The sequence below is a fragment of the Paenibacillus graminis genome (assembly GCF_000758705.1).
Taxonomy (GTDB): domain Bacteria; phylum Bacillota; class Bacilli; order Paenibacillales; family Paenibacillaceae; genus Paenibacillus_AQ; species Paenibacillus_AQ graminis.
Genome location: NZ_CP009287.1, coordinates 735646 through 750274, shown reverse-complemented (window position 1 = coordinate 750274; position 14629 = coordinate 735646). Strand labels below are relative to the sequence as shown.

8 protein-coding genes and 1 pseudogene are annotated in these 14629 nt (G+C 50.6%); 2 read left to right on the top strand and 7 right to left on the bottom strand.

Features of this window, described 5'->3' with window-relative positions; translation table 11 throughout:
- Positions 1-37: 37 nt before the first annotated feature.
- From PGRAT_RS03340 to PGRAT_RS34170, 3 genes are all read right to left on the bottom strand, one after another.
- The gene (locus tag PGRAT_RS03340; protein ID WP_025704259.1) at positions 38-1129 is read right to left on the bottom strand and encodes a D-alanine--D-alanine ligase; all 1092 of its coding nucleotides are present in this window, start codon (positions 1127-1129) and stop codon (positions 38-40) included.
- Positions 1130-1148: 19 nt separating this feature from the next.
- Positions 1149-2177, bottom strand: coding sequence for an amidase domain-containing protein (locus PGRAT_RS03335; protein ID WP_025704260.1), 1029 nt, complete (start codon positions 2175-2177; stop codon positions 1149-1151).
- Between the two features lie 1036 nt (positions 2178-3213).
- Positions 3214-3630, bottom strand: a complete 417-nt coding sequence (locus PGRAT_RS34170; RefSeq protein WP_042266030.1) for a hypothetical protein — start codon at positions 3628-3630, stop codon at positions 3214-3216.
- A gap of 256 nt (positions 3631-3886) precedes the next feature.
- Between PGRAT_RS34170 and acnA the strand changes: the two genes are divergently transcribed.
- A complete protein-coding gene (acnA, locus tag PGRAT_RS03325) occupies positions 3887-6631 on the top strand; it encodes an aconitate hydratase AcnA (RefSeq protein ID WP_025703971.1) in 2745 nt (914 codons plus the stop codon).
- 161 nt (positions 6632-6792) lie between these two features.
- Here acnA and PGRAT_RS34625 read toward each other — a convergent pair.
- Positions 6793-6993: pseudogene (locus tag PGRAT_RS34625) on the bottom strand (response regulator transcription factor); the annotation flags it as partial.
- A gap of 2131 nt (positions 6994-9124) precedes the next feature.
- Positions 9125-9868, bottom strand: coding sequence for an IclR family transcriptional regulator (locus PGRAT_RS03315; protein WP_025703973.1), 744 nt, complete (start codon positions 9866-9868; stop codon positions 9125-9127).
- Between the two features lie 273 nt (positions 9869-10141).
- On the opposite strand from PGRAT_RS03315, the gene PGRAT_RS03310 reads away from it, so the two are divergent.
- Complete coding sequence (locus tag PGRAT_RS03310) at positions 10142-11110, top strand: alpha/beta hydrolase (RefSeq protein ID WP_036703460.1); 969 nt, start codon at positions 10142-10144, stop codon at positions 11108-11110.
- Between the two features lie 103 nt (positions 11111-11213).
- On the opposite strand, the gene PGRAT_RS03305 is transcribed toward PGRAT_RS03310, so the two are convergent.
- The gene (locus PGRAT_RS03305) at positions 11214-12923 is read right to left on the bottom strand and encodes a sensor histidine kinase (protein WP_025703975.1); all 1710 of its coding nucleotides are present in this window, start codon (positions 12921-12923) and stop codon (positions 11214-11216) included.
- Between the two features lie 21 nt (positions 12924-12944).
- A complete protein-coding gene (locus PGRAT_RS03300) occupies positions 12945-14465 on the bottom strand; it encodes a response regulator transcription factor (protein ID WP_025703976.1) in 1521 nt (506 codons plus the stop codon).
- Between the last annotated feature and the right edge of the window lie 164 nt (positions 14466-14629).

Below are 14629 nucleotides of genomic sequence, written 5' to 3'. Positions count from 1 at the left end.
CCTTCCCGGCCGGAATGATCCCGCCGCTCGCCAAATGTTATTCGTTGTCGTACTTCAGACCCTGCTTGAAATGGTAACGCTCCAGCGCCAGCTCAATCATGCGGTCCAGCAGCGCCTGATAGGATACTCCAGTTTCGCGCCACAGCAGCGGATACATGCTGTAAGGTGTGAACCCGGGCATCGTATTCACTTCATTAATGAGAATCTTCCCGTCGGATTTGCGCAGGAAGAAGTCGGCACGCGTAATGCCGCTGCCCTCAATCGCCCGGAACGCCTGGATAGCCGACTCCCGCAGACGGTCAGCGACCTCAGGGTCCACAGGAGCCGGAATCAGCATCTGCGATTTGCCGTCGGTGTATTTTGCAGCATAATCATAATATTCACCAGAAGAGACGATTTCACCCGGAACTGAAGCCTCCGGCTCCTCATTGCCAAGCACACTGACTTCAACCTCGCGCGCATCGACAAATTCCTCGATAATGACCTTGGTGTCATAGCGGAACGCAAGCTCCACAGCCTTGATCAGGCTCTCCTTATCAACGGCTTTGGAAATGCCTACACTGGAGCCCAGATTGGCCGGCTTGACGAATACCGGATAGCCCAGCTTATCCTCCAGGCTGATGATCAGCTCATGGCTTTTACGTTTCCAGGCGCTGACATTGAAATAGCAGTATTCACATTGATCCAGCCCGGCCTCTCCGAACAGCTTCTTCATCACAACTTTATCCATGCCTGCGGATGACGCCAGCACGCCAGCACCGATATAAGGGATATTTGCCATTTCGAACAAGCCCTGAATCGTTCCGTCTTCTCCGTTGGTGCCGTGCAGCAGCGGGAACATCACATCGATCAACGGGTCACCGCCAGACAATCCGCTGAACACCGCATTTAACGCCATGCTCATATCTCCGGCTTCACCGCCCAGCTTCAGCTGTTCAATGGTGCCAAAAGGGGCATCCAGCGCCGCTCCGACCTTCCAGAGCCCCTGCTTGGAAATATAAAAAGGTATAATCTCATATTTAGCGTAGTCAAAAGCGTTCATAACCGCAAACGCCGTCTGCAGCGATACCTCGTGCTCTCCGGATTTGCCGCCGTACACCAGTCCTACGGTTAATTTTGTATCCCCCATGCCCTAACCTCTTTCTGCTTTATAAGTAGTCATTAATATGGAAAAAACGGTAGGCCGTTCTGTCGGTCCATGCATAGGAATCACGGTAATCCCAATAGCGGTGCCGGCTGCTGACCGTCCGCGCATTCACAAGCGGTTGCCCAGCTGCATCAAAAGCGGTAACAATCGTACTGTGCTGATAATGGCCGTTGCCGTCCCAATCGTACTGTATGACATCACCAAGCATCAGCTGATCCGCCCGTTCAACCGCCTCGGCCCGGAGTCCGCTGCTTCGGTCTGCGCTTAAATAGCGCTGCAGACTGTCCGACACGGCCCAGCTAAAACTCCACCATTCCTGCGCGCCATTGTAGCCTTTGTACCACCAGCCCGTTTCTCTTTTACCAGTATAGTTGATAGGCGCCCCCCCTGCAAAGAGACATTGGGACACATAATTGGTGCAGTCCACTTCGAACACTTCGAACTCCGGATTGCCGTCTTTCCACCACCGGTCTGCATAGGCTGCAGCGTCTTCCCGGCGATAGCGCACCTCTTTGCTGCTGGTAATCCCCCGGAGAATACTCTTGTTAAGCAGCGGCTGCGACGGCTGCGGGACAGGGAGCGCTTCCCCCCATTTGGACAGCCGCAGCACCGGTTCCGCTCCTACCACTCTGCGCATTGAATTCCGCTCCGGCACACTGCGCTCAACAGCGGCAATTTCCCAGGTGCTCCCTTCAAGCACAAAAGTCAGCCGCTCCGATTCAATGACATCCTCTCGGTGAGTAATGCCGCCTTTCTCATAATACAGCGCACTGTGCAGCGCCACATCCGCCACCACCTCGGACGGGTTCTGCCGGACGGTCCGGAGCGTGCGGACACCCGTCTCCGAACGCAGCGGTGTAATGCCGCGCTGCTCGTACCACTGCGCGAGCCGCCGGGAGCGTTCCCCCTGCTCCAGCAGGAACTGCGGGTTCCGGACCGTGCTTCGCTGCTGCTCGGCACCGGGCGCCACCCGCCCCTTATTCACTTGATCTACATACACATACAGACTTTGCTTCCACTGCTGCTCCATTCCATTATCCGCCCCTTCATCCCTGTTTGGCTGCTGTTCTATGTATATGAGGGAATCCTCGCAGCTATACAGTTAGAAATAAGAAGAAACGGTTTGGGCGCGGTGATACGGGGTTAATATAACCCATTTAGGTTATGCAGAGGATATTGCAGCTTACATAAATAAAGACCCAACCGCTGTCTATTACAACCTTTCTCCCACTATTAGATCGAATTGTTGTTGTGTTAGGCTCCTTCAGGGTCTGGTGTATAGTACTTCGGGTGAGGAACGAAATCATTATAATTATTGAGAAGGTGTGTAAAAAAATAGAGCATACAAGTGTGCATGCGGAAAGCCTTGGAAAAGGCATGGAACAATATTAAACATTCTCCGCCCGCCAACTTCTGGCTGGATCAGAGGTACTTTTACCTCTCATTTGGCCCCGCAGCCCAATTCGGCCGATATCAGAGGTACTTTTACCCTTCATTTGGCCCCGCAGCCCAATTCGGCCGATATCAGAGGTACTTTTACCCTTCATTTGGCCTGCAGCCCGATTCGGCCGATATCAGAGGTACTTTTACCCTTCATTTGGCCTGCAGCCCGATTCGGCCGATATCAGAGGTACTTTTACCCTTCATTTGGCCTGCAGCCCGATTCGGCCGATATCAGAGGTACTTTTACCTCTCATTTGGCCCCGCAGCCCAACCCGGCCGATAGTATCAAGAAGTTGGTGTAAGGGGAAAATGGCCTTCTTGGAGCTCCGTTTGCTGCTTACGCGGAAAAAGTATCACTAATTAGTTTGAGTATCCAGCAATCCGGCAGGCTAAGTGGAAAAGGGTACACCAATTCAGCCCGTTTCACTCCAGATAAAGGCATACTGCTGAATTAAGTTCCCTTTTTCTACTTAACCCCCACAATTGTTGATTTCTGAGGAATTTAAGTCCTTTTTCCACTTAGCTTACCTTCTCATTATCACCACTTATCACTACTAGCCTACTTCTGGCGAAATCAAAGGAATTTCCGCCTCTCATTTGGCCCAACAGACAATTCTCTGAAATCAGCCGTACTTTACCCTAGCGGCCGCTCCAACAACGGCATTTCTGCCGTTGTTCCTACCATTCCCCGCTTGCGGTGCTCCAACAACGGCATTTCTGCCGTTGTTCCTACCATTCCCCGCTTGCGGTGCCTCAACAACGGCATTTCTGCCGTTGTTCCCGCCATTCCCCGCTTGCGGTGCCTCAACAACGGCATTTCTGCCGTTGTTCCCGCCATTCCCCGCTTGCGGTGCCTCAACAACGGCATTTCTGCCGTTGTTCCCCATTCCCCGCTTGCGGTGCTCCAACAACGGTATTTCTGCCGTTGTTCCCGCCATTCCCCGCTTGCGGTGCCTCAACAACGGCATTTCTGCCGTTGTTCCCGCCATTCCCCGCTTGCGGTGCCTCAACAACGGCATTTCTGCCGTTGTTCCCGCCATTCACCGCTTGCGGTGCTCCAACAACGGCATTTCTGCCGTTGTTCCCGCCATTCCCCGCTTGCGGTGCCTCAACAACGGCATTTCTGCCAGCACCCCGCAGCCCTCATTTTACCAAGCGCCAAACCTAACATCCCGCCGGGAAATTCGGGCGTTTAAACGGCAAAAAAAACTTTACTCCCCCCATTGTAAACGTTATACTTAAGATATATAAAATATTGAAATGTAGTTTCATTAGATGAAACAAGGAGGCGCATATATGCCAAGCAAGGACCATTTTTCGCTGGCCCGCACCCTGGAGTCAGGCGGCAAAAGCTATCGCTACTATCATCTTAACTCCCTAGAAAAGCAAGGCGCAGGCGATATTTCCTCGCTGCCGTTTTCCATCAAAGTATTGCTTGAAGCCGCAGTCCGCCAATACGACGGACGCGCGATTACCGAAGAACACGTGAAGCAGCTGGCCGGCTGGTCAGGCGGCATCGACCGCAACAAAGAAATCCCCTTTATCCCGGCCCGGATTGTACTGCAGGATTTCACCGGCGTCCCGGTAGTTGTAGATCTGGCAGCCATGCGCGATACCGTCAAGAAAGCCGGCGGCGATCCGAAGAAGATCAATCCGCTCGTCCCGGTAGATCTGGTTATTGACCACTCGGTTATGGTTGATGCTTTTGGTACCGCAGACGCGCTGGAATACAATATGAATGTAGAGTTCGAACGCAACGAAGAACGCTACCGTTTCCTGCGCTGGGCGCAGACAGCCTTCAACAATTTCCGCGCTGTTCCCCCGGCAACAGGAATTGTCCACCAGGTCAATCTGGAGTATCTGGCTTCCGTGGCCACCACGAAGAACGTTGACGGTGAAACCGTAGTATACCCGGATTCCCTGGTCGGAACCGATTCCCATACCACGATGATTAACGGTCTTGGCGTAGTAGGCTGGGGCGTGGGCGGCATTGAGGCCGAAGCCGGAATGCTGGGGCAGCCGCTTTATTTTGTGACACCGGATGTAGTGGGCTTCAAGCTTACAGGCAGTCTGGTTGAAGGGGCTACCGCTACCGATCTGGCCCTGACTGTCACCCAAATGCTGCGCAAAAAAGGCGTAGTCGGCAAATTTGTCGAATTCTACGGACCGGGTCTGGCCAACATCAGCCTGGCGGACCGCGCAACAGTGGCCAACATGGCTCCCGAATACGGCGCAACTATCGGTTTCTTCCCGGTGGACGACGAGACGCTTGCCTACCTGCGCAGCACCGGCCGCCCGGATGAGCTTGTAGAGCTGGTTGGAGACTACTATAAGGCGCAGGGGATGTTCCGCACCTCGGATACGCCGGACCCGGCATTCACCGATACCATTGAACTTGACCTTGCTTCTGTAGTTCCAAGCCTTGCCGGACCGAAACGTCCGCAGGACCGTGTTGAGCTGACGCATATGAAAGAAAACTTCGAAGGGATTATCCGCACACCGGTCGACAAGGGCGGCTATGGCCTCAGCGATGAAAAAATCAGCGAGGTTGTCGAAGTGCAGCATAAGAACGGGACTACCAGCAAGCTCAGCACTGGCGCGGTTGTGATTGCAGCCATTACGAGCTGTACGAATACTTCCAACCCAAGTGTAATGCTGGGGGCCGGTCTGCTGGCCAAGAAAGCTGTAGAACGCGGACTGACCAAACCCGGATACGTAAAAAGCAGTCTCACGCCAGGCTCACTGGTTGTTACCGAGTACCTGGAAAAGGCCGATCTGCTGAAGCCGCTGGAAGCGCTCGGCTTCTATCTGGCCGGCTACGGCTGTGCCACCTGTATCGGCAACTCCGGCCCGCTGCCGGATGAAGTCAGCCAGGCGATTACAGACAATGATATGACAGTAGCTGCTGTAATATCCGGGAACCGGAACTTTGAGGGCCGTGTGCATGCCCAGGTCAAAGCGAATTACCTGGCGTCGCCGCCGCTTGTCGTAGCTTACGCCCTGGCAGGCACAGTCAACATTGATCTGAAGACGGAGCCGCTGGGCTATGATCCGCAAGGCGAGCCTGTATACCTTGCCGATATCTGGCCAACCTCCGCGGAAATCCGCGAAGCTATCAGCCTCTCCCTGAGTCCGGAGATGTTCCGCCGCAAATATGAGAATGTATTTACGGCCAACGAACGTTGGAACTCTATTCCAGTGCCGGAAGGCGAGCTGTACGAATGGGATGACAACTCTACGTACATCCAGAACCCGCCGTTCTTTGAGAATCTGGCAGACGGGGTCGGCGATATCAAAGACATCCGCAATGCCCGCGTACTCGCGCTGCTTGCCGATTCCGTAACCACCGACCACATCTCGCCAGCAGGCAATATCTCGACCTCTGGCCCGGCCGGCGAATATTTGCGGAGCCATGGCGTGGAACGTGCAGACTTCAACTCCTACGGCTCACGCCGCGGGAACCATGAAGTGATGATGCGCGGCACGTTTGCGAATATCCGCATCCGCAACGCGGTCGCTCCGGGAACGGAAGGCGGAGTCACCACCTTCCTGCCAAGCGAAGAAGTGATGTCGATCTATGATGCGTCCATGCTGTACCAATCCGCAGGACAGAATCTGATCGTCATCGCCGGCAAGGAATACGGCACCGGCAGCTCACGCGACTGGGCAGCCAAAGGCACGCTCCTGCTGGGCGTCAAAGCGGTTATCGCCGAGAGCTTCGAGCGGATTCACCGCAGCAATCTCGTCGGCATGGGCGTACTTCCGCTGCAATTCCAGGAAGGCCATGGCTGGAGCAGCATGGGCCTGACCGGACGCGAGACCTTCAACATCACCGGACTTGGCAATGATGTTCAGCCGGGTCAGGAGCTGACTGTCACAGCAACCCGCGAAGACGGCACCCAGTTCGAGTTCCCGGTTATTGCCCGTCTCGACAGCACCGTTGATATCGACTACTACCGGAATGGCGGTATTCTGCAGACCGTCCTCCGCCAGATGCTGGCTGATGCCGCCACATCGGATTCAGCGCTGCCGGTAGAATAAATCTTTGGGAATGAACGGTTACCGGGGCGTGTCCCCGGTAATCCGGTTCCTTCCTGAAGCAAACAGCCTCCAAACACTCCCATACGGGAGGATTGGAGGCTGTTTGCTGTATATTTTGTTATTTAGTTTGCTGCCGATGAAAGAATAGTTCATAACAACCGCTAAATCTCAAGCCCCTCTGAATTCAGAATTCTTTTATAGACAAGGGCAATAATCTGCGAGCGGTCCGTCACGTTCATCTTATTGAAAATACGGCTCAAGTGGTTTTTCACGGTATGTTCACTGATGAATAACGCAGAAGCAATTTCCTTATTGGTCTTGCCGAGGATGATCAGCTCCAGCACCTCTTCTTCGCGGGGCGAGATTCCCCACTCTTCCTTCGGCGACTTAAGAGCCGCGTTGTTCAGGAGCTTGCCGGGTGAAACCGCCTGCTCTTGCTGCTGTTCCCTGGACCGGCTGAGCATAAACGACTGGAACGACGCCGGCAGTTCGGCATCGATTGCCGCCTGTACATTACAAACCATCTTAAATCTCGAGGAATCAAGCCATGTCTCTCTGCTGTCCACCAGCGGCTCCCCCTGCTCCCGCTCACCCGCATGATGCAGTACAAGAGCCAGCACTCGAGCCTCAAAGGAGAGTAAAGGTTTCTCGATTTCAAAATAAAAAGCGGACAACCGGTCCACCTGCTTCAGCAGCAGAATCTCTTCGGTAAAGAAATCATATTCAACCAGCAGCTCCAGCTGAAAAGGGGCCAGCAGACAGCTCCGTTTAAGCCGTTCGGAATCGCTTTCCGGCAAACCCAGATAACGGCCAAAATCATACGCCAGCCCGGAAGCGTCCTGCGAAACACGATGCAGCTCGGGATAGCTGTCCTGCAGTATACAGCGGAGATTTTTCAAAAAAACTTCAGTATGCTTAGCATGCCTGCTGTCTTTCTCCAGAAGACGGATGGACGTCGCAGCCAGGGTGGCGATGCATTCCGTAAATGCTTGCCATTCCCCCGCTTCGCCCTGCTGCCGGAACCCGACGGATAAGATGCCCTTGAATGCATTTTCGGCGATTAGCGGACATTCCAGGAGAAAACGCTCGCCTGCGGCTTCATTGACGATGGGAGCGGAGAGAAAGGCCTGCGGAGAATACCGCTCCTCCAGATCCTTCACATACAGCAGCTCGTCCTCTTTAGTCCAGCCTCTGGAATAGTATGAACTCCCGGCATCTTCTTGGTTCTGCAAAAAGACAAGCACCGGCGAAGGCGAAAAGGGCATGCCCATCAAGGTATCGAGCAGCACGTTGCCCAGTTCCTTAAAGGTGGTGACCTGCGGCAGCAACCGCACGGCTTCCTTAAGCCGGAGAGTTCCTTCTTTACGCAGCTCTTCCCGCCGTATCAGCTTCTCGCTTCTGTCCGAAAGTCCCACCAAGGAGGCTACGAGCTGTTCCTCAAGGTCATAGCTTTGCACCTGTTCGTTTGTGCTGAACCCTACCGCCAGCAAAAGCGCTCTCCTGCCGCCATAGATCATGACCGGGTAGCAAGACAAGTATACGGGTTGCGGAAGACCGCACTTCGTGAAGAACAACGACCTTGGGTCTTGTGCAGTGGTTCTCCAATGCCTCGGCTCTTTGCCAAGCACAGCCTGTCCGAGATACCCGTCGCCTTGCTGGAAAACGGTATTCAGCAGCAGAGGCGCCCCTCTTCCGGCGGCATAATCCACCTGGAATCTGCCGTCCTCATTCTCTTTGGCAAAAGCGTACAAGTCCCCAGCCGAGGTATTTGCCGCCAGCTGCTGCAGAACCTCTTGAACCTTGAGGTAGTCCTTCTCCAGAGCTGTTAAGAGCCGGGAGGTCATTTCTCCAATCCTCGGCATTCCAGAAGCAGCCGCACAACCGGATAGCAATTTACTGAGGATTCGGCCTAGCACCGCGATCTTTCCCTGTACCTCAGCAACGCCTTCCCGGCTGAGCTCAGGTTGGGCAAGCAGTTCTTTCTTCAACTGTTCAAAGGCGGGATGATTCTTCATTTTTGCTTCAAAAGCAGGCATAATCAGCGCTTTACTGCCCTCTTCCATATAGACACCCGACCATAGATAATAAGTCTGCCCATAACCTGGGAACAACGGTATAATAACGTATTTTAATCCGGCAACCCATTCCTCCAGAATGACAGGATGCGATACAGAACCCAATCTGCGCAAGGTAGGCTTGAAGGGGTAAGCCAAGTCTTGCAGAGAAGTCAAAATGATCTCATAAAACGTTCCAGCGGCTACTGGACGGGTAAAAATGTTTCCTTCTTGATCCGTAAGCACGAAAGCCTGCCCGGTGGCTTTGCCGAACGTTTTCTGGACCTCCTCCATCTCCTCCATTAATGAATCGGGTAGTACAGTAGCCATCCTATCCCCCCATGCCCCGGAATTAACCATAATTACCTATAGATAATGACTGTATAGCTTTCACTTACTAATTACCCCCTAAATCGACTATATAACGAACCTTGATACATTAGCCCATCATCAGGCCCATTTCTGCGGCGTTTTCAGCCAATACCACGGCATAGTCCTCCAGCATCTCCCGCGAGAGCCTGCTGACTGGCCCTGACAGTGAAAGCGCTGCGACTACTTTTCCCGCCCGTCCGACAATGGGCACAGCCACCGCTGCCGCACCCGGCTCCCGTTCCTCGAAGCTTGTCGCATAACCTAGGCGGGTGATCTCCTGCAGCTGCTCCAAATATACACTTTTGTCCACAGCCTCCGGCCAGTTCGGGTCGGCCAGCAGACGGGTCTGAACCTCATGGGGAGCATAAGCTGCCAGCACCTTGCTCGAAGCGCCTACCGAAAGCGGCAGCCTGGCCCCGATCTGTGCGACCCGGCGGATCGCCTGGCGGCTCTGCACAGCCTGTATGCGTACACGCTCCAGACCATCGCGCAGATACAGGCTTACCGTCTCTCCGAGCTGGTCACGCAGCTTTTCCATCGCCGGAAGCAGCAGCGCCGCCGGTTCATCCAGGGTTGGAAGATGCGTGGACAGCTCCCAGATACGGATACCCAGGCGGTATTTCTCTGTGGCTTCATTGCGCAGAAGGAACCCTTTTTCCTCCAGCGTGGTCAGCAGCCGGTGCACCGTGCTTTTGTGCAGACTGATCTTGGAGGCAATCTCGGTCAGGCTCAGATCACTTTCCTGTGTAAAACACAGCAATATATCCAACGCCCGTTCTACCGCGCGTACAGTCAGTTTACGGTCCTCCACTGCGATCTCCCCTTCAACTGTTTCATTAAATGAAACCCGGTTACATTATTAAAACAACCCACTCTATCTTAGAGCAAATGCCCCGGCAAAGTCCAGCAGTTTCGGAAGCGGAAAAGAATGGGCCCCACTTTACAGTTACATTACAAAAGCGGCTATTTCATTGACTTTGTAAGATCATAATCATACGATTAAACATATGAACTATTTCCGGATGTTATAGGAGGGGACCTTATGGACTTGGCAACCACGCATACCGGCACGCCGGTCTCCCGTATGCCCGGTGAGCACAGACCAAGTGCTGCACCCAAGCTTTCACTGCGGATGATTCGCGTTAAACATATTATTGTTGCTTTGCTTCTGTCCGTTTTTTTCTTTTTTGTCTTCTGTTTCATCGCACTGCACGGTTATATCGCCTGGGTGCTGTCCAACCCTACAGTGGCCCCGCTGTACTCCAATCCGTCACTGGCCAAAGGACTGGATTATGAGGACATCACCTTTCCGGCGTTGGACGGCAGCCGCATGATGCAGGGATGGTATATTCCGTCCAAGGGCTCGGCCAAAACGATCGTGTTCAGCCACGGTTATGGCGCCAACCGCGAGGAAACCTGGGTCCCGATGTACGATCTGGCCCATTACGCGCACAGCCTAAATTTCAATGTAGTCATGTTTGACTACGGCTTCGCTTCCAAGACCCACAAGGATATCGCCACCGGCGGCAAAAAGGAATCCCAGCAGCTCCTTGGTGCCATAAAGTACGCCAAGGAGCATGGAGCCAAAGAGATTGTTGTCTGGGGCTTCTCGATGGGGGCGGGTACCGCTCTGCAGGCGGGACTTGTCACCAAGGATGTCGATGCCATGATTCTCGACAGCACCTTCCTGCTTGAGCCGGATACGCTGTACCATAACATCAAGCAGAACATCGATCTGCCCCGCCAGCCCTCCCTGGAAATTATGGAATTGCTCTTCCCGGTGCTGAACGGCACAGGATTGAATCAGATTCCTTATTCCAAGGTCAAGGCGAAGGATTACCCTTTCCCTACTCTCTTTCTGCACGGCACCAATGATGATAAGGCTCCGTATCCTATTGCGGAAGAACTTGCAGCTAATCAGAGCAACCCGTATTCGGATTCCTGGATCGTGAAGGGCAGCCACCATGAACTGCTGTTCCGCGAGCATCCGCGCGAGTATCTGCGGCGTGTGTCTGCTTTTCTGGGCAACGTGCAGGTGGCCAAAGCCCAGTAGAACAGACGTTTATATTTCACCGTGTGGTAGCATTTAAGCAGGTTCTGAAACGGCTCAATCGCCTTGTCGGGAACCTGCTTTTTGTATGTGCGGAAGCTGACTCTTAATTGTGTTCATCATAAGGAATTTTGAGTAAAACTTGAGTTCCTTTTCCGGGAACACTGTTAATCGTCAGTCCATACTGTTCGCCGTACATTACCACTGCCCGGTCATTTACATTTTTAAGTCCGTATCCTTTAGATTGAGATTTAAGCAATAGAGCAAGCCGCTCCTGCTCTACTCCAATTCCATTGTCAGTTATCAGAAAAACTATACTTTGACCTTCTTTTTTGCCTGAGAGATGTATGATTCCACCGCCGTCTTCCCGGTTTTCAATTCCATGAATGATCGCATTTTCGATTAAAGGCTGGAGCATTAAATTGGGCATACGGCAGGAAAGAATGGAGTCATCAATCTGATAATCTATCTCGAAACTGTTGCTGTGCATAATCAACTGTATATTAATATAGGACTGAACATTAAGAATTTCGTCGGAAACCAATATCAGATTCTCGCCCTTATTGAGCGTAGTACGGTAAAAAGTAGATAATAGCTGTGCCATTTCACTAATATCCGTCGCATGTATTCGAAGCGCTCTCCAATTTATTAATGACAGGGAATTGTATAGAAAATGAGGATTGATTTGCGCCTGCAGAGCTTTCATTTCGTATTCCTTGCGTGCGATTTCTCCCACATACACAGTATCAATTAGCGTCTTGGTTCTTCCCAGCATACTTCCAAACCCTCGGATCAGATCTCCAATTTCATCTTTAGAATCGCTGAAAACTTTAATCTCTAAATTCCCTTCTCCTATAAGTTTCATATTTTTGTGCAGGCGGTGAATAGGCAGCATAATTTTCCGGGAAAAGAGTGTGCCAGCCACAACGACTGCAGCGATGCAGGCGGCAATCATCAACAGGACAGTCAAAGCAATCCACCATGCCGAGTTGGTGATCAGGCTTGTCGGCTTATACAAATATACATTCCATCCTGTAATCGGGATCGAAGATTGCAGGACGGTGTAGTTCTTCCCACTCCAATGAAACTCATCAGCTGTCTTATCGGAAATGGGGATAACTGAATTTTTACGGTCAGCTCCCGAAGAATAGATAGAATCTCCATTGGAGTCCATTATCATGATCTCCGCTCCATGAGATTCGAGGGGTTCAAACGTTTTAAACAGTGCATCATAGTCTACAAGTGCAAACAGAATATTATCTTTGGGATTTTCCTGTTTTGTGCTGAGGAGACGCCGGGCACTATATACACTTTCCCCGCTGGAAAACCAAAGAACATCAACCGACTTCATTACAAGCGGGTACCATGAGGCTTCTTTGATTTCATCGATAGGTCTTACAGTGTTTCCATGTGGAGGCAGATTTGTTCCGGTATACAGGATGATTTGTTCTACCCCGGTGTTCAAGTAACGCGCTGTAAAGAAATTCTGATCGATTACGTTATTTAACTGGTCATACATTTCATACGCACTGGTATACGTGGTGTTGGCGGCATTCACAATCTCCTGGTTGAAGCTCAGAAAATTCATTACTTTATTGTAGACATCCAGCTGGTTGTTTACAGCCAGGACGCTTTGTTTTAATGTGGCATTCAGATCGGCTTTTGACTGCTGCACTAAGAGCGATCTGGTTTCTGAGAAGCAGAAACTTCCGAGAACAATAACAGGAATCATGCTGACCAGCAAAAATGAAAGCTTTATTTTCGTTTGAAATCTAAAGTCTCCGATTTTCTGTTTAAGGGCCTTCCACGTTTGCATGCCGTTCCTCCCGGGCTGGGGTTATTTCTGATTGTACTGCCGGAATTTCTCAGGTGTTTGCCCAAAAAAATCTCTAAAATTCTGACAGAAATAAGAAACGTTTTGAAACCCCACTGTATAACAAATATCCGAAACCTTAAGATGTGTTTGCTGCAGCATGTCCTTCGCTATATTCATACGGACATTTTTAATATACTTGTTCAGTCCGCATCCCGTATTTTTTTTGAAAATGGAGCTTAAATAATGGGGCGATAAATGTATCTTTGCAGCAAGAAGATCCAAACTCAAATCCTCGCCATAATGATCCTCGATGTACTGCTTTACGGCGGCAATATCCCGGTTTAAAAATTCCGAACTGCCATACTCCTGATCAAGAAGAGCAATCCCGGCAATTATAATCTCTTTTATTTCCTTTAATTCTTCGGACTTATATATTTTTTCGATTCCATAGCTCAATTCAATTTCAGATACAGGTGCAGAAGATGTCATAATCTCCTGATACAAAGAAGAGAACATATACTTGACATATAATTGTGAAAATTGAGCCTGATTCGCATATTTTTGATACAAAAGATCTGTATTTGCTCTAAGGCTGAATATGTCCCTTTCTTTCAGATTATTTCTGATGTGATTCAAAAGATCGCAATCTGATAACCCGGGGAGCATGTCATTAGAAAAATAAAAATCTTTCTTCACTTCAAATACAAAATAATCCGGTGAGAAGAACCGGTATTCCATCAGTTGATCTAACCGAATCAAAGCGGCGGAAAGATCGTCCAGCACCGTGAATTCATCATTGATAGCGAGGTAGCAATGTACTTTATAGTTATCTAATATACTATCATGCAAAAACGTGCCTAAATCACGGAAAGAACAGGGGGAATCTGCCGGCAGATGGGGAAATAACAGCAAGCTCTGACAGCCATTCAAATTTACATAATCAACAGGGTCCTTCAGTAAAGACAAGATAAACTCCTCAAACTCCGGTCCGGCATTTTCAAAAAAGTTCTTATCAAATTCCAGCAAAAACATTCCATGATAATGATCTGGAAGCTCGAAGGAGATCTCCTTCATAGAGGAAGGTATTCCCAGGCCATTAACAAGATTAAAAAGCACATGTTTTTTGACATATTCAAGTTTAATTTGCGAAGCGATGTTTTCCTGTTCCTGATCTGTTAGCTGGGCGATTACTTTTTGCATGGTATTCTGGAAAGCTTCAACATTGATCGGCTTGAGAAGATATTCAGAAACACCGAGGGAGATGGCGGTTTTTGCATATTCAAATTCAGCGAACCCGCTGAAAAGAATAACTTTTAATTTGGGATTGAGGTTTAAAGCTTCTGTTGTAAGCTGTAAACCATCCATCAAGGGCATCCGAACATCAGTAAAGAGGATATCAACAGGATTTTGCTCCAGATACTCGAGAGCCTTTCGGCCGTTCTCCGCCGTCTCTATATGGAGGACAAACCCCAGTTCATTAATGAGAAATTCAATGCCTTCCCGTTCTTCCCTTTGGTCATCTGCTATTAGTATCGTTAACATCCCGGACGCCCTCTCCATGCGCAATAATCCATTTGTCCCTGATCATGTATATTGTACCATGTTTTAATTGAGCTTTTCAGCAAGCAAAACGCTTTGCTTCAAGTATGTTATTTATTTGTGTAAAACGTAATTTTTTTGTATTTACGCTCAAAAGTAAAGGGCTC